Source organism: Rhodococcus sp. JS3073, from assembly GCF_026810085.1.
GTDB classification, from domain to species: Bacteria; Actinomycetota; Actinomycetes; order Mycobacteriales; family Mycobacteriaceae; genus Rhodococcus_F; species Rhodococcus_F wratislaviensis.
The window spans coordinates 5,685,521-5,709,282 of record NZ_CP113951.1 but is presented as its reverse complement, the minus strand read 5'-3'; the positions used below and the strand labels follow the sequence as shown (position 1 = coordinate 5,709,282).

The 23,762-nt window shown below is 68.3% G+C and carries 22 protein-coding genes; 16 read left to right on the top strand and 6 right to left on the bottom strand.

The window, feature by feature from the left end:
* Positions 1 to 17 precede the first annotated feature (17 nt).
* The 4 genes from aztB to aztD all read left to right on the top strand — a co-directional run bounded on the left by aztB (position 18) and on the right by aztD (position 4,307).
* Positions 18 to 872, top strand: a complete 855-nt coding sequence (aztB, locus tag OYT95_RS25790; RefSeq protein ID WP_268789498.1) for a zinc ABC transporter permease AztB — start codon at positions 18 to 20, stop codon at positions 870 to 872.
* 13 nt (positions 873 to 885) lie between these two features.
* Entirely contained in the window at positions 886 to 2,160 is a 1,275-nt protein-coding gene (locus OYT95_RS25785) for an ABC transporter (protein WP_268789497.1), read from the top strand.
* 5 nt (positions 2,161 to 2,165) lie between these two features.
* Positions 2,166 to 3,077, top strand: a complete 912-nt coding sequence (aztC, locus tag OYT95_RS25780) for a zinc ABC transporter substrate-binding protein AztC (protein ID WP_268792275.1) — start codon at positions 2,166 to 2,168, stop codon at positions 3,075 to 3,077.
* Between the two features lie 75 nt (positions 3,078 to 3,152).
* The gene (gene aztD / locus OYT95_RS25775) at positions 3,153 to 4,307 is read left to right on the top strand and encodes a zinc metallochaperone AztD (protein ID WP_268789496.1); all 1,155 of its coding nucleotides are present in this window, start codon (positions 3,153 to 3,155) and stop codon (positions 4,305 to 4,307) included.
* Positions 4,308 to 4,322: 15 nt separating this feature from the next.
* Here the strand turns inward: aztD and OYT95_RS25770 are convergent, their stop codons facing one another.
* From OYT95_RS25770 to OYT95_RS25760, 3 genes are read right to left on the bottom strand one after another with little or no spacing between them, the layout of a single operon-like run.
* A complete protein-coding gene (locus tag OYT95_RS25770; protein ID WP_037226052.1) occupies positions 4,323 to 4,742 on the bottom strand; it encodes a carboxymuconolactone decarboxylase family protein in 420 nt (139 codons plus the stop codon).
* A 43-nt stretch (positions 4,743 to 4,785) separates the two neighbouring features.
* Entirely contained in the window at positions 4,786 to 6,333 is a 1,548-nt protein-coding gene (locus tag OYT95_RS25765) for an NAD-dependent epimerase/dehydratase family protein (RefSeq protein ID WP_268792274.1), read from the bottom strand.
* The gene (locus OYT95_RS25760) at positions 6,333 to 7,565 is read right to left on the bottom strand and encodes an aminotransferase class I/II-fold pyridoxal phosphate-dependent enzyme (RefSeq protein WP_268789495.1); all 1,233 of its coding nucleotides are present in this window, start codon (positions 7,563 to 7,565) and stop codon (positions 6,333 to 6,335) included. Before OYT95_RS25760 ends, OYT95_RS25765 begins: the two co-directional genes overlap by 1 nt.
* Positions 7,566 to 7,733: 168 nt before the next feature.
* On the opposite strand from OYT95_RS25760, the gene OYT95_RS25755 reads away from it, so the two are divergent.
* Positions 7,734 to 8,849 carry an acyl-CoA dehydrogenase family protein gene (locus OYT95_RS25755; RefSeq protein ID WP_112300124.1) on the top strand — a complete coding sequence of 372 codons (1,116 nt, stop codon included), beginning with the start codon at positions 7,734 to 7,736 and terminating at the stop codon, positions 8,847 to 8,849.
* Positions 8,850 to 8,926: 77 nt separating this feature from the next.
* The gene (locus OYT95_RS25750) at positions 8,927 to 9,283 is read left to right on the top strand and encodes an MmcQ/YjbR family DNA-binding protein (protein WP_268789494.1); all 357 of its coding nucleotides are present in this window, start codon (positions 8,927 to 8,929) and stop codon (positions 9,281 to 9,283) included.
* Here OYT95_RS25750 and OYT95_RS25745 read toward each other — a convergent pair.
* Positions 9,280 to 10,626: a TIGR01777 family oxidoreductase gene (locus OYT95_RS25745; protein WP_268789493.1), complete on the bottom strand. Its 1,347-nt coding sequence runs from the start codon at positions 10,624 to 10,626 to the stop codon at positions 9,280 to 9,282. The genes OYT95_RS25750 and OYT95_RS25745 overlap by 4 nt on opposite strands.
* Positions 10,627 to 10,685: 59 nt before the next feature.
* Here OYT95_RS25745 and OYT95_RS25740 point away from each other — a divergent pair, with 59 nt between their 5' ends.
* Positions 10,686 to 12,167 (top strand): SDR family oxidoreductase, encoded by a 1,482-nt coding sequence (locus OYT95_RS25740; protein ID WP_112300125.1) that lies wholly within the window; start codon positions 10,686 to 10,688, stop codon positions 12,165 to 12,167.
* On the opposite strand, the gene OYT95_RS25735 is transcribed toward OYT95_RS25740, so the two are convergent.
* Complete coding sequence (locus tag OYT95_RS25735) at positions 12,146 to 12,745, bottom strand: lipocalin family protein (RefSeq protein ID WP_268789492.1); 600 nt, start codon at positions 12,743 to 12,745, stop codon at positions 12,146 to 12,148. The genes OYT95_RS25740 and OYT95_RS25735 overlap by 22 nt on opposite strands.
* A 207-nt stretch (positions 12,746 to 12,952) precedes the next feature.
* On the opposite strand from OYT95_RS25735, the gene OYT95_RS25730 reads away from it, so the two are divergent.
* The 9 genes from OYT95_RS25730 to OYT95_RS25690 all read left to right on the top strand — a co-directional run bounded on the left by OYT95_RS25730 (position 12,953) and on the right by OYT95_RS25690 (position 21,390).
* A complete protein-coding gene (locus OYT95_RS25730) occupies positions 12,953 to 13,618 on the top strand; it encodes a fasciclin domain-containing protein (RefSeq protein WP_037226061.1) in 666 nt (221 codons plus the stop codon).
* A 173-nt stretch (positions 13,619 to 13,791) separates the two neighbouring features.
* Complete coding sequence (locus OYT95_RS25725) at positions 13,792 to 14,439, top strand: alpha/beta hydrolase family protein (protein WP_268789491.1); 648 nt, start codon at positions 13,792 to 13,794, stop codon at positions 14,437 to 14,439.
* Positions 14,432 to 15,772, top strand: coding sequence for an NAD(P)/FAD-dependent oxidoreductase (locus tag OYT95_RS25720; RefSeq protein ID WP_268789490.1), 1,341 nt, complete (start codon positions 14,432 to 14,434; stop codon positions 15,770 to 15,772). The genes OYT95_RS25725 and OYT95_RS25720 overlap by 8 nt, the downstream gene beginning before the upstream one ends.
* Positions 15,769 to 16,500 (top strand): DUF1365 domain-containing protein, encoded by a 732-nt coding sequence (locus tag OYT95_RS25715; protein ID WP_128641306.1) that lies wholly within the window; start codon positions 15,769 to 15,771, stop codon positions 16,498 to 16,500. The genes OYT95_RS25720 and OYT95_RS25715 overlap by 4 nt, the downstream gene beginning before the upstream one ends.
* Positions 16,497 to 17,879, top strand: coding sequence for a class I SAM-dependent methyltransferase (locus OYT95_RS25710; RefSeq protein WP_268789489.1), 1,383 nt, complete (start codon positions 16,497 to 16,499; stop codon positions 17,877 to 17,879). The genes OYT95_RS25715 and OYT95_RS25710 overlap by 4 nt, the downstream gene beginning before the upstream one ends.
* Positions 17,876 to 19,186, top strand: coding sequence for a class I SAM-dependent methyltransferase (locus OYT95_RS25705; protein ID WP_112300131.1), 1,311 nt, complete (start codon positions 17,876 to 17,878; stop codon positions 19,184 to 19,186). The genes OYT95_RS25710 and OYT95_RS25705 overlap by 4 nt, the downstream gene beginning before the upstream one ends.
* A complete protein-coding gene (locus OYT95_RS25700) occupies positions 19,183 to 19,983 on the top strand; it encodes a DUF1295 domain-containing protein (protein WP_037226068.1) in 801 nt (266 codons plus the stop codon). The genes OYT95_RS25705 and OYT95_RS25700 overlap by 4 nt, the downstream gene beginning before the upstream one ends.
* Before the next feature lie 98 nt (positions 19,984 to 20,081).
* Positions 20,082 to 20,660, top strand: a complete 579-nt coding sequence (locus OYT95_RS25695) for a sigma-70 family RNA polymerase sigma factor (protein ID WP_005259110.1) — start codon at positions 20,082 to 20,084, stop codon at positions 20,658 to 20,660.
* Positions 20,653 to 21,390, top strand: coding sequence for an anti-sigma factor (locus OYT95_RS25690; protein ID WP_268789488.1), 738 nt, complete (start codon positions 20,653 to 20,655; stop codon positions 21,388 to 21,390). The genes OYT95_RS25695 and OYT95_RS25690 overlap by 8 nt, the downstream gene beginning before the upstream one ends.
* A gap of 58 nt (positions 21,391 to 21,448) precedes the next feature.
* Here OYT95_RS25690 and OYT95_RS25685 read toward each other — a convergent pair whose 3' ends face one another.
* The gene (locus OYT95_RS25685) at positions 21,449 to 23,632 is read right to left on the bottom strand and encodes a malate synthase G (protein ID WP_268789487.1); all 2,184 of its coding nucleotides are present in this window, start codon (positions 23,630 to 23,632) and stop codon (positions 21,449 to 21,451) included.
* Positions 23,633 to 23,762: the final 130 nt, after the last annotated feature.

Sequence of the window (23,762 nt, the reverse complement as noted above, 5' to 3'; positions counted from 1 at the left end):
ATCGTTAGATTAGCAGAGTGCAGTGGCTACTCGACCCCCTGATGGTGTCCTTCGTCCGGCGCGCGCTCTTCGCGGGAATGCTGGTGTCCGTCCTCTGCGGCCTGGTGGGCACGTGGGTCGTGTTGCGCGGCATGGCCTTCATGAGCGAGGCCATCTCACACGGGATGCTGCCCGGGGTGGCCGTCGCCTATCTCGCCGGCGCGAACCTCCTCGTCGGCGCGGCCGCGAGTGCGGTCGTCATGATCCTCGGCGTCGCCTGGGTGTCGAAGAATTCGCGCCTGTCCGAGGACACCGGGATCGGCCTGCTGTTCGTCGGCATGCTCGCGCTAGGTGTCGTGATCGTCTCGCGTGCACGGTCGTTCGCGGTCGATCTCACCGCCTTCCTGTTCGGTGACGTCCTGTCGGCGACGCGGGAAGACCTGATCGGGCTCGCGGCGGCGGCCGCGGTCGCCGGGATCGTCTCGGTGATCGCGTACCGCCCCTTCGTCGCCCTCGTCTTCGACGAACGCAAGGCCCACACCCTGGGTCTGCAGCCTCGGTGGGCGCTCCTCGCGCTCCTCGCACTGGTGGTCCTCGCCGTGGTCGCCTCGTTCCGCATCGTCGGCACCCTGCTCGTGTTCGGTCTCCTCGTCGCCCCGTCCGCCACCGCAGCGTTGTTCGGCAGGTCGATCGGCGCGACGATGGCGATTGCCGTGCTCCTCGGCTGGTCCGCCACCTTCGCCGGGCTGATCGTGTCGTGGAATGCCGACACCGCCGCGGGCGCGACGATCGCCGGAATCGCCGTGCTCCAGTTCTTCGTCGCGGCCCTGGCCCGGTCGGCGGCGCGACGACTTCGGCCTGCCCGCTTGCCGACCCCGATACCCGTTCGATAGATGGAGACCCTGAATGCCCAACACGACCCTCGCCCGCGCAGCAATTGCCGCGGTCGCCGCGCTGACCCTCGGCGGTTGCGGATCTCCACAGGAGGAGGCCGCGTCCCCCGACAGCCGGAGCCAACCGGGTAGCGACCTTGCCGCCGAGGCCGGATCCACCGAGGTCGAGGGGCCCGAACCTCGGCTCGTCGTGTCGGATGCCGATTCCGGCCGCGTGGACGTGCTCGACCTCGCGACCGCCGAGACTCTCCACTCGTTCGAGTTCGACAACCCGGCGCGGGTGACGACGGTGAAGGACCGCTACGCGTTCGCCGTGGACGGCGCGGGCGGCGCGGTGCATGTGGTGGACGCCGGTTCCTGGACCATCGACCACGGTGACCACACCCACTCGTACACCAAGCCACCGGTCGAACTCGGCGTCCTCGAGGGCGGCACCCCGGCGCACGTGATCGAAGGTGACGACAAGGTGGCGACGTTCTTCGACGGCGACGGCGTCGCCCGCGTGATCGATTTCGCCGCGCTCCGCAAGGACAGCATCGACGTCGGGGCCGTCGTGGACGCCGACGCACCGCACCACGGCGTCGCGCTGCCGATCGCCAACGGTTTCGTGGTGTCGCACTCGGCCGCGAACGGAACCGATTCCCGCTCCGGCACGTTCGAGGTCCACACCGCGGACGGGGAGGTCGAGCATGGCTTCGACACCGCCTGCCCGAACATGCACGGCACGGCGGTGTCCGACACGGACGCACTGGCCGCGTGCGACGACGGACTGTTCCTCGCGACCACCGCCGCCGGCGCGTGGACGTCGCAGAAGGTTCCGTACCCGGCAGGCATCGGCGCCGCCACCCGACCCATGTCGTTCCGCGGACACGACGGCCTGCCGATCCAGGTCGCCGCCGCCGGACCCACCGCCACCAATGACGGGGTGCTGGTCTTCGATGCCCGCACCCGCGGGTGGACGCACGTCCGGACCGCGGATCGCGCGCTGGATGTCGCGCTGTCGGGCGACGGCCGCTCCGTGTTCGCGGTCCTCGCGGACGGCACCTTCCGCGTGTACGACACGGCGTCCGGCGCGGAGACCGCTTCCTCGCACGTCCTGGCCGCCCCCTACGACTGGAGCGACGAGTCGGCGACTCCGCCTGCCGTCGTCGTCGGCGGCACCCGCGCGTACGTCTCGGATCCCGCGTCGAAGACGGTGACCGAGATCGACTTCCGGGACGATGCGCGGGTCGCGCGCACTCTCGATGTCGGGGTCGCCGCGTCCACCCTCGGCGTGGTCGGGCTGTGAGCGGGATGCGGCGCCTGCTGCCGGCGGCCCTGCTGGCCGCACTCACGACGCTGTCCGTGACGGCGTGCTCCCCGGGCGCCTCCGACGGACCGGTCGTGGTCGTGACCACGAACATTCTGGGTGATGTGGTGCAGAACGTCGTCGGCGACCAGGCCGACGTGATGGTGCTGATGCCGAGAGGCGCCGATCCCCATTCGTTCGAGATCTCCGCATCGGACGCCGCGCGGGTGGAGCGTGCCGACCTGCTCGTCTCGAACGGTCTCGGACTCGAGGAGGGAATCGGCAAAACCGTCGACACCGCACGCTCCGAGGGCGTCCCGATCCTGCACGTCGGTGAGGCCGTGCGGCCGATCGAGTACCGTTCCGGAAAGTCCACGGGCACCCTGGATCCGCACATCTGGACCGATCCGGACCGGGTACGCGAGGCTGTTGCACTGATCCGCGACGCGGTGATCGACCACGTGCCGGAGATCGACGCGGGAGCCGTCCGCACGAACTCGGACAGCTACGCCCGGCAACTCGGGGAACTCACTGCCCGGATGACGGACAGATTCGCGACCGTCCCCGCAGATCGGCGAAAGCTGGTGACCAATCATCACGTCTTCGGTTATCTGGCCGAACGTTTCGGCTTCGACACCGTGGGGGCGGTGATTCCCAGCGGGACCACCCTGGCGTCGCCCAGCGCGTCGGACCTCTCGGACCTCGCCGCGACGATCACTGCGGCGCGGGTTCCCGCGATCTTCGTCGACTCCTCCCAGCCCGATCGGCTCGCGCAGGTCTTGGCCTCGGAGGCCGGTGTTCCCGTCGACGTCGTCTCGCTGTTCACGGAATCGCTGGGCGAGATCGGCTCGGGCGCGGGCACGTACATCGAGATGATGGATTCGAATTCCCTGGCGATCGCGGAGGGGCTGACGTAGCGACGCATTCACACATGCACACTTCCGACTTTGACAACCGTTTGCAATAAGAGTTAATTCTCCCGAGTGACCCTTATGCGTAGACCTCTCCCCACCGCCGTTGCCGCCGTGGCACTCTCGGCGACACTGCTCACGTCCTGCTCCACCGACTCCGGCACGGCCGAAGCGACCACCACCGACTCGGCCACACCGCGGCTGGCACTCACCTACGACGGCGGCGTGCTGGTTCTCGACGCGCAGAGCCTCGACGTGGTCGGTTCGGCCGAGGTGGACGGCTTCACCCGGCTCAACCCCGCAGGCGACGACCGGCACGTACTGGTCAGCACCGGAAACAGCTTCACCGCCCTCGACACCGCCGAACCCGCCCTCACCGACGTCACGTTCGAGGCGAAGACGCCCGGCCACGTGGTCCGGCACGACGGCAAGACCGTGCTGTTCGACGACGGCACCGGACTCGTGCGCGTGTTCGATCCCGCCGGACTCTCCGAAGGCACACCCGACACCACCGAGTTCACGACGCCGGAGGCGCATCACGGAGTGGCCGTGGAACTCTCGGACGGCAGCCTGCTCACCACCATCGGCAACGAGGACGAACGCACCGGCATCGTCGTACTCGACCGCGACCGCAAGGAGATCGTGCGCAACGAGGACTGCCCCGGCGTGCACGGTGAGGCCGTCGCCGCCGGCGAGACGGTGGTCGTGGGATGCCAGAACGGCCTGCTGATCTACCGGGACGGCGTCATCACCAAGGTCACCAGCCCGGACCCCTACGGGCGAATCGGAAACCAGGCCGGCGACGAGGATTCACCGATAATCCTGGGCGACTACAAGACCGATCCCGACGCCGAACTCGAACGCCCCGAACGAGTCTCGCTCACCGACACCGCCACCGGACAACTCACCCTCGTCGACCTGGGCACCAGCTACACGTTCCGCTCGCTCGGACGAGCCCCGCACGGTGAGGCCCTCGTCCTCGGCACCGACGGCGCCGTGCACGTGATCGACCCGAACAGCAAGGCGGTGAGCCGCACCGTCGACGTCATCGATCCGTGGACCGAGCCGGACAAGTGGCAGTCGCCGAGGCCCGCGCTGTACGTGCAGGACCACACCGCCTACGTGACCGACCCCGCGAACAAGAAGATCCACACGATCGACCTCGACACCTGGGCAGTGTCCGGGCAGGCCGACCTGCCGGAGACCCCGAACGAGATCACCGGCGCCGCCGGCTGATTCGCGTACGCAGCGTCAGTCTTCGGCTTCCAGCGGTCCCAGTTCCGCGTCGAGCGCCTCCTGCACCACCGCCATCGCCGACAACCCGGCGGGGGCGCCGCAGTAGGCGCTCGCGTGGATCACCGCTTCGACGACCTCGGTGCGGGTCAGACCGTTGCGCAAGGCACCCCGCACGTGACCCTTCAGCTCACCGTGCGCACGCAGCGCGATGAGCATGCCGAGGTTGAGGAGGCTGCGGCTGCGCCGATCCAACCCCGGCCGGTTCCACACGGCGTCCCAGACGTGCTCGGTGACGAACTCCTGCAGCTGCTCACTGTCGGTCCCCGCTGTGCGAGTGAGCGCCCGCTCGACGAAGTCGGCGCCCATCACCTCACGCCGCACCGTCAGCCCCGCCTCGACGGCCGGACTCCGCTTCCCGGGTTCTTCACTGGTCATCGGTTCACTCCTGTTCACAGCGCCTACGTGCTCGGGAGTCACTCTACGAGTCGACGCGATCGGCGCGGGTGAGGGCGACGACGTCGCGGACGGAGTAGGCGTGCGGGACATCCTCCAGCCCACCCTCGTACCGCAGCCGCCGCGGGAGCAGTCCGTCGGCCGGGTTGACCGACATCTGGGTCCGCGAGCGGGAAATCTTCGATCGCCATCGTCCCGGCCGCGACACGCGCTCGGTCGCGTCGCCGACCCTCACCACCAGCGGAATGGCACCGAACCGGATCCGGGCGTAGCCGAGGGCAACCGCCAGGGCGTCGTTCACCCCGGCCGCCGTCACACGACCTCGCTTCCCCGTGCTCAACCCGTGTCCGGGGAGGTCCACGACGACGACGTCGACGCCGTTCTCCGCCAGTTCCGCGGCGAAGGGGGTGAGGTACCGCGCGTGGAGTCCGGGTGGCGCGGGCAGGACCACGGTGGCTGCGCCGCCCGACTCCACGGTGGCTGCGCCGCCCGACCGCGCCGCGTGAACCTCGGCGTGCACGGCCCCGGTCGCCGCGGGAATCTGGACGTGCTCGATCCCGCGGCCGTCGACGCCGACGAATTCGGATGCCGGCTCCAGCGCCGCCTCGCAGGCGATGCGGCGTTCCAGGGCATCTTCCCTGCGCAGCAGGGGTTTCCCCTGCAGCAGGATCATGACGGCCGCCGACTCCCGGGCCGTCAGCGTCGGCGCCCAGCCGGTCGCCTCGGTCAGGCGCGTCGAATCGACGACGGTCTCCCCCGCGGTCACCCACTGGCCGGAGAACGCGGTGAGTCCCAGCCGGAACGCGACGTTCGCCGCCACGATCGCCGAGCGTTCGGGCACGTCGAACATCCGCTGTCCCTGCATCGCCGCGAGGTCGCGGACACCCACCCAGTCCCGCGGTCCGAGGTTGAACGGGCCCACCAGGTCCTGCTTCGCGGCGCGGTGAAACGCATCCGCCATGTCCCGCTGGTGCAGGAATTGATACGCGGCGTCGTCGGCCCGCGGAAAGGCCCCGACCGGGCCGGTGAGCTGGTCGATGCCGTCGTTGGAGAAGTCCGGTCCGATGATGTAGGTGGGCCGCAGCATCGAGATCGCCATCTCCCCCGGGTGGCGGCGCAGCCACCACTCGGCGTAATGCTCGACCTCGGCCTTGTCGTGGAAATAGTATCGGTCGGGATCGCCTGCGGGATAGACGTCTTCGTTCACCGGCTTCGGACGCAGCTCGGGGCCGTACGCGTTGATGCTCGACGCGATCACGACGCGCAGCACGCCTGCCCGGTAAGCGGAGTCGATGACGTTGCGGGAACCCCTCAGGTTGATGTCGTGGGTCTCCGCCTTGTCCCGGATCTCCTCCACCACGAACGCCAGGTGGACCACGGCCTCGCAGCCACGGAACACCTCCTCGATGCCCGGATCACGAATGTCCATCCGGACGGACTCGAGTTTCGGATGTTCGATCGGCAGTTCCCGCCTGGCGAGCCCGATCACCGTGTCGATGTCCGGATCCGCCAGCAGCACAGGCAGGATCGCAGCACCGAAGTCGCTCGTCGCGCCGGTGACGGCCACCTTCATCACGCCGCGGCCTCCGTGACGGTCTCGGAGATCACGTCGACCGCCCGCCGCAACTGTGTGTCCGTGTGGGTGGCCATGACGCACAGCCGGAGCATCGCCCCCGAGCGGGGAACGGCGGGATAGAGTGCCGCACTGGTGAACACACCCCTGTCGAACAGGGCGCGCCAGAGGTTCATCGCCTCGAGGTCGTCGCCGACGTGGACGGACACGATGGGCGTCACGGTCTCACCACCGCCGGGCAGGGGCGACAACGCACCCACGTCGAGTCCGTTGTCCGCCAGTCCGGACCGCAGGACCGCGGCGTTGTCCAGCGCGCGTCGTGCGCGCTGTTCCCCCTCCTCGCTGCGGATCAGTCGCACCGCGGCGAGGGACGCCCCCACCGCGGCGGGAACACCGGACGTCGTGAACAGGAAGGCACGGGCATTCACCCGCAGCGAGTCGAGCAGGTCACGGGACCCCGCGATGAATCCTCCTGTGGAGCTGGGACTCTTGGACAGCGAGACCATCCGGATGTCGGTGTCGCCGTCGATGCCGAGCAGTTCGGCGGCGCCGGTCCTCTGCTTGCCGAAGATGCCGAGACTGTGCGCCTCGTCCACCATCAGGGCCGCACCGTAGCGGTCGCAGAGTTCGGAGACCGCGCCGAGTGGGGCGAGATCGCCCTCCATCGAATACAACCCGTCCACGATCACCAGCACCGCGCCGTCCCCGTCTGCGGTGTCCCCGAGAATGCTCTCCAGGTCGGCGACGTCGTTGTGACGGAATTTGCGGATCGTCGCACCGGACAGAGCACATCCGTCTCGAATCGACGCGTGGGCGGCAGAGTCGACGGCGACGACGTCGCCCACGCCGACGACGGCACTGATGGTGCCGAGATTCGTTTGATAGCCGGTGGTGAAGACCATGGCGTCCTCGGTGCCGTGCCATTCGGCGATTTCCGATTCGAGGTCGAGGTGCAGGTCCATGGTGCCGTTCAGGAGGCGGCTTCCGGTGATCGCGCCGCCGAACGTATCGAGGGCGTCCTGCGCTCCCTGACGGATGGCGGGGTGATCGGCCAGCCCGAGATAGTTGTTGGAACCGAGCATGATCCGGTCGGCGCCCTCCACCTGGACGATGGGCGCGGTGGCGGACTCCATCACCCGGAAGTACGGACTCACGTCGGACTCACGAACTGCCCGGAGCAGATCTACCCGGTCGTCGCCGCCCAGCCTCTGGATCAATCTGTTCACAGCCATCGATACCAATCTCCTCGCGGTGTGCATGATCGGAATTTCTCCGTTGATTCGGAGCGGCCGCCGATGCGGTTTGGTGGCACCGACCAAACCGGATTACTCCTCACTCCGAATATCCCTATGGATTTCCCTGGAGATCCGGAATTTCCGCGAACACATTCGAGGAGTGTCATGACCGCATTGATGGCCCGTGAACACGCAGCGCTGAAGTCGTATCTGCCCGACCTCGCCACCTACCTGGACGAGACACCACTGCTGACGCTGGAGGGCCGGGACAGCGGGACGATCGGGCGCTTCCGGGACGCGGGCGGTACCGCTCTGACCATTCCGAAGGAGTCCGGCGGGCTGGGCGCCTCCGCCCTGGACTCCGTGCGGGTCCAACGGGCGATCGGGAGCAGGTCGCCGTCTCTCGGCGCCGCCACCACCATGCACCATCTGTCGCTCGCCACTCTCAACGAGTTCGCGCAGGAGGGTACGGACGAGGACCGCGCTCTGATCACGAGCCTGGTGGAACAACGCGCCGTCGTCGCCTCCGGCTTCTCCGAGGGCGTCACCGGCGGCAACGTCTTCATCCCCACGATGACCGCCACCAGGACCGGGTCGAGCTACCTCGTCAACGGCAGCAAGAAGCCGTGCAGTCTGTCGAGTTCGATGGACCTGCTCACCGCCAGCGTGGAGGTCGACACCGGTGAGCGGGCGATCGCGCTGATCCCCGCCGGCACGCCGGGCATTTCGGTGCGCCCGTTCTGGGAGAGCTGGATCCTCGCGGGAGCCGAGAGCGACGAGGTGCACCTCGAGGACGTCGAGGTGCCCGCCGACCTCGTCCTCCTCAATGGCGCCGACGACCCCGACGGCCGACACGAGATGACCGGGTACCTGTGGTTCGGCATGCTCGTCACCGCGAATTACCTGGGCGCGGCGAGCGCGCTGCTCGAGCGGCTACTGGCGGCAGGCAAGGACGACTACGAGGGTTACGTGCGCGCCGCCGCCGACGTGGAGAACGCGATGGCCGCGATCGAGAACATCGCCCGCGCCGTCGACGAAGGCGAACGCGGACAAGACATCTCGGTGCGGCTATTGTTCTCGCGCATCGCGATTCGCGACGCACTCGTCCGCGCGTCCGCGGCGGCCGTCGAGTCGCTCGGCGGGATCGCGTTCATCACGTCCTCCGATATCGGCTACCTCGCCGCCGCCGTCCACGCATTCGCCTTCCACCCGCCGTCACGGCGTTCGGTCTCCGAATCGCTCGCCAAGTTCCACGCCGGAGACGAGTTCGCCTTCGTCTGACCCCGCCGCGGTCCGGGCTGTCGGTGGCCGGGGATATAAAGGTCCCCGGACCACCGACCGCCCGACCAGGAGCTGTGATGCCCACCGAACACGACGTGCGCGCGATGATGCTGGCGTTGCCGGAGGCGCACGAGGTCGTGATCGCCAACTGGGGTGATCAGCCGACCTTCCGCGTGCGCAAGAAGATGTTCGGTCTCGTCGGGTACGGCGCCCCCACCGTGTGCCTCAAAGCGACGAAGGAAACGCAGGCGGCTCTGCTGCAGGAGGATCCCGACGTCTTCCTGGTCGCGCCGTTCTTCGGCCGGTGGGGCTGGATCGACGTCGTCCTCGACCGTGTCGACGCCGATGAACTGGCCGAGCTCGTCGAGGAGGCGTGGCGTCTCACCGCCCCGAAGCGCGTCGTAGCGGCGTACGACGCCGGGGGGCACCCCTAGTCCGTCGTGAACCGCCCGAGCTGGTGGCGCAGCGCCGTGTCGAGGTCGGGGCGCCGGAACCGGTGACCGCGGTCGAGGAGCTTGCCCGGGGTGACGCGCTGATCGGCGAGGGCGAGTTCGCGCGCGCCCTGCTCGCCGAGCAGGAGCTTCGGGCCGAAATCGGGGACCGGGAGGAACGCCGGCCGGTGCAGCACCGACGCCAGGACTGCGGTGTACTCCTCGTTGCGAACCGGGTTCGGCGCCACCGCGTTGACCGGACCGCTCAACCCCGCATCGACGACGGCGCGGTGGTAGACGTCGATCAGATCGTCGATGTCGATCCACGACAACCACTGCGTTCCGGCACCGAGACGACCTCCGAGTCCGACCTCGAACAGCGGCCGTTGCAGGCGCAGAACGCCGCCGCTCGGCGACTGGACGATCCCCGTGCGGACGTGGACCACCCGCAGTCCGGCGTCGGCGGCCGGCTTCGCTGCGTCCTCCCAGTCCGCCACGACATCGGCGAGGAAGCCGTCGCCCCGCGGGTCCTGCTCGTGGAGCACCTCGTCGCCCCGGTCGGGGCCGTAGTACCCGATCGCCGACGCACCGACGAAGATCTTCGGTCCCTGCCCGGACGCTGCGGCGACTTCCGCCAGCCTTCGGGTGGGCTCGATGCGACTGTCCCTGATCGCCCGGCGATGACCGTCGGTGAACCGTCCCGCGATGGATGCGCCGGCGAGGTGAATCACGGCGTCGACTCCGTCGAGCAGGTCCGCGGCAGGAGCGTCCGGGTTCCAGCGCCGCTCGTCGGGTGTGCGGGGAGCGCGGCGCACTAAGCGAACCACCCGGTGCCCGCCGGTGCTCAGGAACGCGGTGAGGGCGGAGCCGACGAGACCGGAGCTCCCCGTCACCGCGACGGTGAGGGGACCGGGCAGGAGGGTGGACGCCCAGTGGTGCCGGTCCATGTCGTCGGCGAGCTGGCGATGGCGGTAGACGAACGTCGATCGGAGGAAGTGGCCGGGCACGATGGTGTCGACCCGGTCGGTGACCCGGGTCCGGCCCTCGGACACGACGTCGAACGTGTGCGTGTGCCGCCACGGCACCAGCAGTCGCAGCGGCAGGGCAGCCGAATAGTCGACGAACCGGTGCGGAGGGTCGTACTCCTTCGCGTCGTGCTGCGCGATCCACGTCAGGCCGCCGGGCAGGCGCAGTTCGGCACGACCCGATTCCAGAGACTCGGATTCCTTCGCGAGACTCAGTGGCTGCCAGGGTGGTGACAGCCGGGTGAACGCCCCGGCCCTCGTGTGCCAGGCGAACAACTCGTCCCGCGAGGCCTCGACCACACTCGAATGCACGATGCCCATGACCCGACCTTAGTCGCCACAGCGGGCGAGGCGGTGACAACGACGAGTAGCGTGTGGGAATGACACAGTTACGTGTACTGGTCACCGGCGCCACCGGATACATCGGCGGACGCCTCGCACCCCGGCTCGCGGAAGCCGGCTACCGGGTGCGGGTGCTGGTGCGTTCACCCGAAAAACTCACCGACGTTCCCTGGGCCTCCGACGTCGAGATCGCTCGCGGCGACCTGAGCGATCCCGAATCCCTTTCTGCCGCTTTCACGGACGTGGACGTCGTCTACTACCTCGTGCATTCGATGGGCGGGTCGGACGAGTTCGAGGAGGCCGAACGCGTCAGCGCGGAGAACGTGGCCGAGGCCGCCCGCACGTCCGGTGTCGGCCGGATCGTCTACCTCGGCGGCCTGCATCCCGACTCGGTCGACCTTTCGCCGCACCTGCGCTCCCGCACCCAGGTGGGCCAGATCCTCGTCGACTCCGGTGTTCCCACAATGGTTCTGCAGGCCGGGGTGGTCATCGGCTCCGGTTCGGCGTCGTTCGAGATGATCCGCCACCTCACCAACCGGCTCCCCGTGATGACCACCCCGCGGTGGGTGAACAACAGGATCCAGCCGATCGCCGTCCGCGACGTTCTGCACTACCTCGTCGCCGCGGCCGAGGCACCGTTGCCGCGCAGCCGCACCTTCGACATCGGCGGTCCCGACGTCATCCGCTACGGCGAGATGATGCAGACGTACGCCGAGGTCGCCGGTCTGCGTCAGCGTCGCATCCTCGTCCTCCCGGTGCTGACCCCGAAGCTCGCCGGTCTGTGGATCGGTCTGGTCACCCCGATCCCCCGCTCGCTCGGGCGGGCCCTGATCGAATCGCTGCAGAACGACGCGGTCGCCTCCGAGCACGACATCGACGATGTCATCCCGCCGCCGAAGGCAGGCCTGACCACGTACCGGGATGCCGTGCGATTGGCGTTGCGGCGCATCGACAACGGCGAGGTGGAGACGACATGGGCGAGTGCGTCCCCGGTCGGCGCCCCGTCCGATCCGCTCCCGTCCGATCCCGATTGGGCCGGTGAGGTCGTCTACACCGACGAACGCACCAAGGACTGCGACGCGAACGCCGGAACGCTGTGGAGCGTCGTCGAGAGCATCGGCGGGGAAAACGGCTGGTACTCGTTCCCACTCGCGTGGTCGGTGCGCGGCTGGCTCGACCGCGTGGTCGGTGGTGTCGGACTCACCCGTGGACGCCGGAACCCGAAGCAGCTCAACACCGGCGACCCCCTGGATTTCTGGCGGGTCGAACGCATCGACCGGGGGTCGCTGCTACGACTGCGCGCCGAGATGCGGGCGCCGGGCGGGGCGTGGCTCGAATGGCGCGTCCACAGTGTGGATCCCGACCGGTCCCGACTCGATCAGCGGGCCATCTTCTTCCCGAAAGGCCTCGCCGGACGGCTGTATTGGTACTCCATCATGCCGTTCCACGGAATCATCTTCAAAGGCATGATGGAGAACATCACCGGCTCCGCGGCCCGTCAGACCGTGCAGAGTGGCTGAATTCCTTCTCGGCCACCGGTGGTCGGGGACGTCAGCAACAGGCACGAGTTGTAGCCACTCGATTCCACCACCTGCCGGATCTGCGTCCATTCCGCGTCGTCGACCGCCGGGTTGCGGGACAGGACGAAACCCGAAGCCCGTGCCGGGTCACCGACAAGCGCCCACGAGTAGTCGTCGGCGATGTAAGTGACCACATAGTTGGTGGGACCGTCTAGTGAACTCTGAAACGGCACGTCCGGGAAACTCACGTGGAGTTGCGCATTGGTGACCGGGTCGGTGACACGCGCATTGCCGTTGATGCCGTTCGTCCCGCCCGACCAGGTGGTGCACGAGTTTGCGACGCTGACGTTCGACGGGTCGACGAGCCCGTACGTCGCCCTCGTGTCCCGCGCACAGTCCAGGTTGAACGGCTGTGGCACAGCGGCCAACTGATACCACGTGCCGAGGTACCTCTGGACGTCGAGGGACGGGACGGGTGCGAGCGCACCGGGCTGAGCCTGTGCCGGGTTCGCCAGCACCACGGCCGCAGCGACGGTCAGCAGTCCTGCGGCGAATCCACGTGCCTTCGAGAGTGTCATCTCGAGTCCTTTCACGATCTCTTGCGTCGACGAAACGGGCAGCCTGAACAGAGGGCCTGCGCAGCACCCTCTCTCGGGGCATTCGACGCCTCTTCCGGATCGGATGGGTCGATCCGCGAAAACCTTCGACCCATCCGTTCGGGAGACCGCTCCGAATGCCTGTCGATGGTGCTCTTCCGCACCCACACCGGAGAGAGGCAATAACCCATGAACATCACCACACGAGTTCTGGCAGTCGCAGCGAGCACGTCCCTCGTCCTGCTGGGCGCAGCGTGTTCGTCGGACGACAGCGACTCGTCGAGCAGCGGCTCGGCTTCGGAGGCGATGACGTCCGAGTCGATGTCGTCCGGTTCGATGACCTCGTCCGCCATGGCCGATCCCGCCGCAAACCTGGTCGGTCCGGGCTGCGCCGAGTACGCGAAGACGGTGCCGGACGGCGCCGGTTCGGTCAGCGGCATGGCGCAGGATCCGGTCGCGACGGCTGCGTCCAACAACCCGCTGCTCACCACCCTCACCGCCGCCGTATCCGGTCAGCTCAACCCGCAGGTCAACCTGGTGGACACGCTGAACAGCGGACAGTTCACGGTGTTCGCGCCGGTGGATGCCGCGTTCGCGAAGGTCGACCCGGCCACCATCGAGACCCTCAAGACCGACCCGGCGCTGCTCACCAAGGTCCTGACGTACCACGTGGTCCCCGGCCAGATCGCGCCGAGTGACATCGACGGCCAGCACACGACCGTCGAGGGTGGCACGGTCACCGTCACCGGTTCGGGCGACGACCTGAAGGTCAACGACGCCGGCGTCATCTGCGGCGGCGTCCAGACCGCCAACGCCACGGTGTACCTGGTCGACTCCGTCCTGATGCCCCAGTAAACGCCCTCCTCTCACAGTTCTCCCGCGCCCGGCGGCATCGGTCCCACACCGATGCCGCCGGGCTGTCGCGTGCCCCCACGTGAGTGCCATGGTGTGCTCGGGCACGCTTCGCCACTCACGTGAGCGGGTGCGGGTCCGCCCATCCGGCGCAAAGTCAGCTCCGAATAACGGTTATGGAGAAAGGCTCACCCACCGCCCCGGCGTACGTGCTCGTACTGCCCGGCGGCAAACCACGCAGCCAGGCACCCTCGCGGTTCTGGCACCTGTCGAATCTGCGCATGACCTGGATGGCCTGGTCTCTGCGGTCCACGCTCGGGAGGCAGGGAATCGTCGTGGAGCGCCTGCAGTACCGGCTCCGCGGATGGAACGCCCCCGAGGCCAGCCCCGTGCACGACGCCCGGGTCGCTCTCGAGCGGGCCCGGCAGCGGTTCGGGGACGTCCCCGTCGCCGTCGTCGGGCATTCGATGGGCGGCCGCGTCGCCGCTCACCTCGCCGCCCTCGACAACGTCCGGGCGATCGCCGCGCTCGCACCCTGGTGGCCCGAATCCGACGGCGAACTGGTGCCCGCCGACCGCAGCCTGATGGTCGCGCACGGAACCGCCGACCGCTGGACGAATTCCACCTCTTCCCGGGTCCAGACCGAGCAGGCGCTGGCTCGTGGGGTGAACGCGTCGTGGACTCCCCTGACGGGAGCCGGACACTTCATGCTCACCCGGCCTCGCCGGTGGCATCGCATCACCGCCGATTTCGTTCTCGACACCTTCGCTGCCGAAGGTGTCGTCGCCGCACCGACTGACCGGAAAGCAGGTCGCCATGCATGATTCGGAGACGCTCGAACGCAGGAACGTCGCGGTGATCGGTAGCGGCGTCGCAGGGTTGACCGCCGCCCACGTTCTGTCCCGCCACGACCGCGTCACCCTCTACGAGGCCGACGCCCGTCTCGGCGGTCACGCCCACACCCACCACCTGACGCTCGACTCGGGCGCAGAAGTGGACGTCGACACGGGGTTCATCGTGCACAACGACCGCACCTACCCCACCCTGCTGCGCCTGTTCGCCGAACTCGACGTGGCAACCCAGGATTCGGACATGTCGATGTCGATCCGATCCGATGCGAGCGGGCTCGAATATGCAGGCGCGAAGGGGATCCGCGGGCTGTTCCCCACCGCGCGCACCCTGGCCCGGCCGCGGTACTGGCGGATGCTCGGCGAGGTTCTCCGGTTCCACCGTTGCGCCCGCACCGTGCTCGACACTCCCGCCGACGACGTCGGCGCGCGCGAACCGCTGGGCGAGTTCCTGAGCCGCAACGGTTTCAGCCCGTACTTCGTCGAGCATTTCATGACTCCGCTCGTCGCGGCGGTGTGGTCGTGTGACCCCACGACGGCCGAGCACTACCCGGCCCGCTACCTGTTCACGTTTCTCGAGCACCACGGAATGCTCACCGTCTTCGGGTCACCCACCTGGCGCACCGTGACCGGCGGCTCCGCCCGCTACGTCGAGAAGGTGGCGGCACACCTCGACGAGATACTTCTCGAGACCCCCGTCCAGCAGGTGGAACGCACCCCGGACGGCGGCGCGTGCGTCGTCGACGGCCGCGGCGACGTGCGGTACTTCGACGCCGTGGTGGTGGCCGTTCACCCCCGTCAGGCGCTCGCCGTGCTCGGCGACGCCTCGGACCTCGAGACCGAGATCCTGGGTGATATGCCGTACTCGGTGAATCACGCTCAGCTGCACACCGACGAGTCGCTGCTCCCCCGCGCGGAGAACGCCTGGGCCTCCTGGAACTACCTGACTCCCGCCGACGGCACGGACGCGACCGGCGTGATCGTCACCTACGACATGACCCGGCTCATGCGCCTGGATACCGTGCGCGACCGGCGGTTCCTCGTCACACTCGGCGGGAAGCACCTCGTCGACCCGTCGAAGGTCGTCGCCGAGATGACGTACGAGCACCCCGTCTACACCCCCGATTCCGTGGCCGCGCAGTCGCGGTTGCGCGAACTCGGTTCCGGCACCTTCGCTTTCGCGGGCGCCTACCACGGCTGGGGGTTCCACGAGGACGGGGCGCTCTCGGGTCTGCGCGCCGCCGAACGGATCGGCGGATCGTGGGACACGCACACCGGACGACACCGCGAACGGGAGACGGTGTCGTGACCGCGCCGGCGATCTACTCGACGACGATCCGGCACGCGCGCACCGAACCGGTCCGCAACAGTTTCGAGTATTCGAGCTACAGCTGGTACGTCGACGTCGACGACCTTCCCGGCTGGCTCGGTCCGTTCGCCCGCTTCCGCGCCGAGGACCACTTCGAACCGGGCCCCGGCGCCGGCGCGGACACGCTGCGCGCCAGGGTGGATGCGTTCCTCGCCACCCACGGAGTCGACCTGCGCGGTGGCACGGTGACGGCGCTACTCAACGCGCGGGTGCTCGGCTACGTGTTCAACCCGCTCAGCGTGTACTGGTGCCACGACATCGCCGGCGGCCTCCGCTGTGTGATCGCCGAGGTGCACAACACCTATGGTCAGCGGCACAGCTACCTGATCCGGCCCGACGGCAACGACCGCGCCGAGGTGGACAAGCAGTTCTACGTCTCACCGTTCAACGACGTGAGCGGCCGTTACGAGATGCGGTTTCCCGAGCCCGGCGACACGCTCTCCCTGAACGTGGTGCTCCACCGGGACGGGCACGCCCCGTTCACCGCGACGGTGCGGGGGATGCGGCAGCCGGCCACCCGCCGCACGGTCCTGAGAACTCAACTACGCACTCCCCTGGCACCTCTCGTGGTGTCGGCTCGCATTCGCATCCAGGGAATCACTTTGTGGGCCCGTGGACTCCCCGTCACGGCCCGGCCCGACGGCCGGCAGAAGGAGACAGTTCAGTGAGAAGGAACAAGGACACCGACATGGACGGATCGCCTGCCCTGAGTACGGCCGACCTCGCGTTCACCGGCGAGGATCCGCGGATCGACAACCGGATCTGGCCCGGGCTGGCCGACGTGCCGACCGGTGCGCGCGCCTCGGTGTCGGCGAAGGTCGCCGACCGTCTGTTCCGCCGCGCGGCCGCCGACCTCGACGTCCGCATCGAGTACCCCGACGGCACCCTGGTGGGGGCACGCCGGGAGCAGGAAATCCTGCCGCGCATGATCATCCGGAATCCCGACGCGTTCGCCCGGCGGGTCGGGACGAGCGGCCTCATCGGCTTCGGCGAGTCCTACATGGCCGGCGATTGGACGTCGCCGGATCTGGCCGCGGTGTTGAGCGTGTTCGCCTCACGGATGGCGACCCTCATTCCCCGCCCGCTGCAACGGTTGCGCGCACTCTACGTCGCCAAACATCCCGCCCAGGAACGAAACACCGAGCAGAACACCCGCTCCAACATCTCCCGGCACTACGACCTGTCCAACGAGATGTTCGAGACGTTCCTCGACGAGACGCTGACGTACTCGAGCGCACTGTTCTCGTCGACCCCGACCCGCGTGGGGCAGGTCCGGGACGTGACGGTCCTGCGGGCACCCGTCCCACAGATCAGCCCGAAGTGGGAGGACTTCGCGGACGCGCAGCGCCGCAAGATCGATCGGCTGCTCGACGAGGCCGGCGTCGGTGCGGGCACCAGGCTGCTCGAGGTCGGGACGGGCTGGGGAGAGCTGTGCATCCGGGCGGCGGAACGCGGTGCCGTGGTCCGTTCGGTGACTCTGTCCAGCGAACAGCAGAGCCTGGCCCGTCTGCGCGTCGCCGAGGCCGGACACTCGGAGTCCGTGCAGATCGACCTGCTCGACTATCGCAACGTGGACGGCGAGTACGACGCCATCGTGTCCGTCGAGATGATCGAGGCCGTCGGACATCAGTTCTGGGCCACCTACTTCCGGGTGCTCGACAAGCTTCTCGCACCGGGCGGAAAGGTTGCGCTGCAGGCGATCACCATGCCACATGATCGGATGCTGCAGACCCGCAACACCTACACCTGGGTGCACAAGTACATCTTCCCGGGCGGGTTCCTCCCGTCGACCGAGGCGATCGAATCGATCACCGCCGAACACACCGCACTACGGGTGCGGGAACGCCTGAGCATGGGACAGCACTACGCGGAGACGCTGCGCCTGTGGAAGGAACGGTTCGCCGCGCACAGCGCGCAGGCCGAGGCACTCGGATTCGACGAGACGTTCCGCCGCATGTGGCATTTCTACCTCTGCTATTCGGAGGCCGGGTTCCGCTCGGGCTACATCGACGTCCAGCAGCTCGTCCTCGACAAGACGGGAGCATGACCGTGACCGTTGCCGCCGAACTCGACAAGGCGTTGCGTCCGCTCGTCCGCGGCGAACTGCCCGTGCATCTGACCGCGTGGGACGGCAGCACCGCAGGCCCGGTCACGGCGCCGAAGGTGGTGCTGCGCAGCCCGGACGCCCTGCGCCGATTGCTGTGGAACCCCGGGGAACTCGGGGCCGCGCAGGCCTACGTGACGGGTGAGATCGACGTCGAGGGCGACCTGGGCGAGGCCCTGGCACACGTGTGGGCGGTGGCCCGTGAGCGAGGGCTCGGCGGAGTCCGGCCGAGCCCGTCCACGGTTGCGAAGGTGCTGCGTGTCGCGGCGAAGCTGGGGGTCGCGGGCGGACCGCTCCCCGCGCCTGCCACACAGGCGAACATCCGCGGCCGGCTGCACAGCCTGCTGCGTGACCGCGCCGCGATCAGTCACCACTACGACCTGTCCAACGATTTCTACGCCCTGATCCTCGACCCGCAGATGGCCTACTCGTGCGCCTACTTCACCCGGAATGCGCCGGGAACGCCGCAGGATTCGGACTACGGACTCGAGGACGCCCAGCGGGACAAGCTCGACCTGGTGTGCCGCAAGATCGGACTCGAACCGGGCATGCGACTGCTCGACGTCGGTTGCGGCTGGGGATCGCTGAGCCTCCACGCCGCAGCCGCCTACGACGCACAGGTGGTCGGTGTCACCATCTCCCGCGAGCAGAAGACGTTCATCGACAAGCGGATCGCCGAGCGAGGGTTGCAGGACCGCGTCGAGATCCGTCTGCAGGATTACCGCGAGGTCCCCGACGGCCCGTTCGACGCCGTCGCCTCCCTCGAAATGGGTGAGCACGTGGGCGAGAAGAACTACGCCCGGTACGCGCAGGCCCTCTACGACAACGCGAAACCCGGTGCGCGGGTGCTGATCCAGCAGATGTCGCGCACCGGACGCCATCCCGGCGGCGGCCCGTTCATCGAGTCGTTCATAGCTCCCGACATGACCATGCGTCCCGTCGGTGAGAGCGTCGCGTACCTCGAACGAGCCGGGCTCGAGGTGCGCGACGTGCATGGTCTTCGCGAGCATTACGTCTGGACCGTCGACGCCTGGCTGGAGAAGTTCGAGTCCCGCTGGGACGACGTCGTCGAGATGGTCGGGCTCGAGATGGCCCGGGTGTGGCGGCTGTATCTCGTCGGCGGCGGGATGAGCTTCGAGCAGGGCCGCATGGGTGTCGATCAGATCCTGGCCGTGAAGCCGACAGCCGCGGGTCGGTCGCTGATGCCTGCCGTGCGGGTCGACTCCGCGGGATCCGACGTGCTCCGATGAACGGATTCGACTGGTCGGACTTCGGCGCCGTCACCGCGGCGAGCGTTCTGGTGCTCGCCGTCCTCCAGGCCGCGACGTTCCTCGTCGGCCGGCGGATCGGACGCTACAACGTCGTCGACGTGTCCTGGGGCCTCGGTTTCGTCCTGGTGGCGCTCGTGGCCGCCGTCATCGGCGACGGCGACACACTGCGCCGCTGGCTGGTGGTGGTGCTCGTCGCCGTGTGGGGTCTGCGACTGACCTGGCACATGTACGCCAAGTCCGCGGGCAAAGGCGAGGACCCGCGGTACGTGGAGATGCTCGACCGGGCCGGCGGCGACTCGCCCGGTGTCGTCGTCAGGAAGATCTTTCTCACCCAGGGACTCGCGCAGTGGTTCATCTCGCTGCCGCTGCAGGTGTCGGCCGTCCTCGGTCCCGCATCCGGCCTCGGCACGGTCGTCGGGGTGCTCGGAGTGCTCCTGTGGGTGGTCGGCGTCGTGTTCGAATCGGTCGGCGACCACCAGTTGAAGGCGTTCAAGGCGGACCCGTCCAACAAGGGCGAGATCATGGACGTCGGCCTGTGGGCGTGGACGCGGCACCCGAACTACTTCGGCGATTCCTGCGTGTGGTGGGGACTGTGGCTCATCGCGGCGAGCGTGTGGCCCGGCGCCGTCACCGTGCTGTCTCCCGTGGTCATGACGTACTTCCTGGTGTTCGCGACCGGGGCCAGGCTGCTCGAGAAGTCGATGTCGCAGCGTCCCGGCTACCCCGAATACCAGCAGCGAACCAGCTACTTCCTCCCCTTGCCGCCGAAGCGGTGAGCGCCATGCCGGCATCGCTCGCTCCCCGTCGGGTCCCATCGTGGCCACACCGGCCGCAACCTGCTATTAGGCTGTGGATCGATGAACGGAATGGGCCGATGACCGGTGTCGACAGGGACACGGAGAACGTGACGCTGACGGCGTTGCTGGCGCGTATCGCTCAGGGCGAGCGGGATGCCTTCAGCGACTTCTACGAACGCACCAGCGCGCGGGTGTACGGCATGGTGCTGCGGGTCCTGCGCGATCCCGGATACAGCGAGGAAACCACCCAAGAGGTGTACCTGCAGGTTTGGAACAACGCGGAGAAATTCGATCCGAAGCAGGGGTCGCCGCTGTCGTGGCTGATCACCCTCGCCCATCGCCGTGCCGTCGACCGGGTGCGGTCGGAGCAGTCCGGCACCGAACGGGAAGCCGCCTACGGCGCCTCGAGTTGGTACGGACCGTTCGACGCGGTGTCGGAAGAGGTCACCCGACGCGGCGACACCAGCGACGTCGTCGACTGCCTCGGCACGCTCACCGAAGTCCAGCAGAGAACCGTGGTCCTCGCCTATTACGGGGGGCTGACGTACCGAGAGGTGTCGGAACGGCTGTCGGTGGCGCTTCCCACGGTGAAATCACGAATTCGAGACGGATTGATCAGGCTCAAGCAATGTCTGGGGGTGCAGTTCGATGGATGAGTCCCAGCACGACATCCTCGACCTCGCTCAGGTGTACGCCCTCGACGCCGTCGACGATCAGCAGCGCCGCGAGATCGACACCGCGGTCCAGAGCGCACCGCCCGACGTCCGCCTCGACTTCGACACCGCCGTCCGCGGCGTGCACGAGACGATGGCCGCCCAGTCCGCGTCCACCGCGGTCGAGCCGCCCGACTACCTGCTCGGGCGCATCCTCGATGCGTTGCCCGGCACTGCCGCTGCGCCCGCACCGATAGCGCTGGACGAGGTTCGTGCGCGCAAGCGCAGGCGTCTGGTGGCGGCGCTGAGTGCGGCGGCCGCGGTGATCGTCCTCGCCGTGGGTGGCATCACCGTCGCTCAGCAGTTGCAGAGCGAGGACGGCCAACCCGTGCCCGCGCAGATCCTCGCGGCCGACGACGTCCGCACTGCGGTGGCACCGATTGCCGGTGGCGGTTCGGCCACCGTCGTGTACTCCAAGGACGTCGACGCCGGCGTGCTGGTGATGAACGACGTCCCACCGCCCGAGTCCGGTTCCGTCTATCAGATGTGGCTGCTCGGACCGTCGCACGAACCGGTGTCCGCCGGAATCATGGAAGCCGATGACGTGTCGCCGTCGACCACCGCGGTCGTGAACGACATCGACCAGTCCACGGCGCTCGGATTCAGTGTGGAACCGCCCGGCGGTTCCACCCAGCCGACCGGCGACATCTTCGCGACGGTGAACCTCACCTGACACGTGAGTGGCGAAGTGTGCCGGGGCACGCTTCGCCACTCACGTGGGGGGCTGTCGGTCAGGCGTTGGCGGCTTTGTATTCGCGGCGGCGGCGGTGCAGGATCGGTTCGGTGTAGCCGGACGGCTGGTGGGTGCCGTCGAGGATGAGTTCCTTGGCGGCTTGGAAGGCGATGTTGGTGTCGAAGTCCGGGGCCAGCGGCCGGTAGGTGGGGTCGTTCTGGTTCTGCCGGTCCACGACCGGGGCCATCCGTTGCAGCGACTGCACCACCTGGTCGGCGGTGACGACGCCGTGCCGGATCCAGTTCGCCAGCAGCTGGGAGGAGATGCGGAGGGTGGCGCGGTCCTCCATCAGGGCGACGTCGTGGATGTCGGGGACCTTGGAGCAGCCGACGCCGGCGTCGATCCACCGGACCACGTACCCGAGGATGGACTGGCAGTTGTTGTCGAGTTCTTCCTGCTTCTCGGCCTCGGACCAGTCGGTGTTCGGGGCGAGGGGGATGGTGAGGATCTCGTCGAGGGTGGCCCGCCGGGTGCCGGTCAGCCGGTTCTGGACGGCGACCACGTCGACCTGGTGGTAGTGGGTGGCGTGCAGGGTGGCCCCGGTCGGGGACGGCACCCACGCGGTGTTCGCGCCGGCCTTGGGGTGGCCGATCTTCTGCTCGAGCATCTCGGCCATCAGCTCGGTCATCGCCCACATGCCCTTGCCGATCTGCGCCCGCCCCTGCAACCCGCACGCCAGGCCGACGTCGACGTTCCAGTCCTCGTAGGCGGTGATCCAGGTCTGCTTCTTCATCTCGGCCTTGCGGATCATCGGCCCGGCCTCCATCGAGGTGTGGATCTCGTCGCCGGTGCGGTCGAGGAACCCGGTGTTGATGAACACCACCCGCTCCGACGCCTCCCGGATGCAGGCGGCGAGGTTGACGGTGGTGCGGCGTTCCTCGTCCATGATGCCGACCTTGAGGGTGTTGCCGGGCAGGCCCAACACCTGCTCGACGCGGCCGAACAGTTCGGTGGTGAACGCGACCTCGTCGGGGCCGTGCTGCTTGGGTTTGACGATGTAGATCGACCCGGTGCGGGAGTTGACCAGCGGGCCGGTCGCCTCGGAGGTGCCGAGCCCGTGGACGGCGCACAGGGACGTGATCAGGGCGTCAAGGATGCCCTCGGGGATTTCGGTGCCGTCCGGGTGCAGGATCGCCGGGGTGGTCATCAGATGGCCGACGTTGCGGACGAACAGCAGCGACCGCCCGTGCAGGGTCAGTTCGGACCCGTCCGGGGCGGTGTACACCCGGTCGGGGTTGAGGCGGCGGGTGAACGCCTTCCCGCCCTTGGTCATCTCCTCGGCCAGGTCGCCGCGGTTCAGCCCGAGCCAGTTGCGGTAGCCGATCACCTTGTCGTCGGCGTCGACGGCGGCGACGGAGTCCTCGAAGTCCATGATGGTGGTGACCGCGGACTCGAGCACCACATCCTTGACCCCGGCCGCGTCCGTCCGGCCGATCGGGGAGGTGGGGTCGATCTGGATTTCCGCGTGCAATCCGTGATTGCGCAGCAGCACACCGGTCGGGGCGTCGGGGGTGCCGAGGTAGCCGACGAACTTGCCCGGCTCGGCGAGGGTGGTGATCGTGCCGTCGGCGAGCTGCACCCGCAGGGCGGTGCCGTCGACGGTGTAGCGGGCGGCGTCGGCGTGCGAGCCGGTGGTGAGGGGGGCGGCGGTGTCGAGGAACTGCCGGGCCCAGGCGATGACCCTGTCGCCGCGGACCTTGTTGTAGGTGTCGCCCGCCTCCGCGCCGCCGTCGTCGGGGATGGCGTTGGTGCCGTACAGGGCGTCGTACAGCGACCCCCAGCGGGCGTTGGAGGCGTTCAGCGCGAAGCGGGCGTTGAGGACCGGGACCACCAGCTGCGGGCCGGCGGTGGCGGTGATCTCGGTGTCCACGTTCGCCGTGGACACCGCGAACGGGGCCGGTTCGGGCACCAGGTACCCGATCTCGGTGAGGAACGCCGTGTACTCGGCCGGGTCGATCGCGGTGCCGGCCCGGTCCCGGTGCCAGGCGTCGATCCGGGCCTGCAGGTCGTCGCGGGTGGCGAGCAGCGCCTGGTTCTTCGGCGCCAGATCCCCGATCACCGTGGCCGCGCCCGACCAGAACCCGTCCACCGACACCCCGGTCCCGGGCAGTGCCTCCTCGTTCACGAAGTCGTAGAGCACCTTCGCGACCTGCAGACCGCCGACCTCAACACGCTCAGTCATGAAATGACTCACCTTCCGCACTTGGCAAAACTTCCACGATGCGAAAACACAGTTTCGTATCTTGACATTAAGAAAACCGTGTCCATCGAGTTCTGTCAATAGCGGACGGGCGTACGGTTACGGCGTCACA

Bases quoted from the DNA above. Each gene is read 5' to 3' on its own strand.
- aztC (WP_268792275.1), top strand. From the start codon at position 2,166: ATGCGGCGCCTGCTGCCGGCGGCCCTGCTGGCCGCACTCACGACGCTG.
- aztD (WP_268789496.1), top strand. From the start codon at position 3,153: ATGCGTAGACCTCTCCCCACCGCCGTTGCCGCCGTGGCACTCTCGGCG.
- OYT95_RS25695 (WP_005259110.1), top strand. From the start codon at position 20,082: ATGACCGGTGTCGACAGGGACACGGAGAACGTGACGCTGACGGCGTTG.
- OYT95_RS25745 (WP_268789493.1), bottom strand. From the start codon at position 10,626: ATGGGCATCGTGCATTCGAGTGTGGTCGAGGCCTCGCGGGACGAGTTG.
- OYT95_RS25685 (WP_268789487.1), bottom strand. From the start codon at position 23,632: ATGACTGAGCGTGTTGAGGTCGGCGGTCTGCAGGTCGCGAAGGTGCTC.
- OYT95_RS25765 (WP_268792274.1), bottom strand. From the start codon at position 6,333: ATGAAGGTGGCCGTCACCGGCGCGACGAGCGACTTCGGTGCTGCGATC.
- OYT95_RS25785 (WP_268789497.1), top strand. From the start codon at position 886: ATGCCCAACACGACCCTCGCCCGCGCAGCAATTGCCGCGGTCGCCGCG.
- OYT95_RS25735 (WP_268789492.1), bottom strand. From the start codon at position 12,745: ATGACACTCTCGAAGGCACGTGGATTCGCCGCAGGACTGCTGACCGTC.
- OYT95_RS25755 (WP_112300124.1), top strand. From the start codon at position 7,734: ATGACCGCATTGATGGCCCGTGAACACGCAGCGCTGAAGTCGTATCTG.
- OYT95_RS25690 (WP_268789488.1), top strand. From the start codon at position 20,653: ATGGATGAGTCCCAGCACGACATCCTCGACCTCGCTCAGGTGTACGCC.
- OYT95_RS25770 (WP_037226052.1), bottom strand. From the start codon at position 4,742: ATGACCAGTGAAGAACCCGGGAAGCGGAGTCCGGCCGTCGAGGCGGGG.
- OYT95_RS25750 (WP_268789494.1), top strand. From the start codon at position 8,927: ATGCCCACCGAACACGACGTGCGCGCGATGATGCTGGCGTTGCCGGAG.
- OYT95_RS25725 (WP_268789491.1), top strand. From the start codon at position 13,792: ATGGAGAAAGGCTCACCCACCGCCCCGGCGTACGTGCTCGTACTGCCC.
- OYT95_RS25760 (WP_268789495.1), bottom strand. From the start codon at position 7,565: ATGGCTGTGAACAGATTGATCCAGAGGCTGGGCGGCGACGACCGGGTA.
- OYT95_RS25700 (WP_037226068.1), top strand. From the start codon at position 19,183: ATGAACGGATTCGACTGGTCGGACTTCGGCGCCGTCACCGCGGCGAGC.
- OYT95_RS25740 (WP_112300125.1), top strand. From the start codon at position 10,686: ATGACACAGTTACGTGTACTGGTCACCGGCGCCACCGGATACATCGGC.
- OYT95_RS25720 (WP_268789490.1), top strand. From the start codon at position 14,432: ATGCATGATTCGGAGACGCTCGAACGCAGGAACGTCGCGGTGATCGGT.
- OYT95_RS25705 (WP_112300131.1), top strand. From the start codon at position 17,876: ATGACCGTGACCGTTGCCGCCGAACTCGACAAGGCGTTGCGTCCGCTC.
- OYT95_RS25730 (WP_037226061.1), top strand. From the start codon at position 12,953: ATGAACATCACCACACGAGTTCTGGCAGTCGCAGCGAGCACGTCCCTC.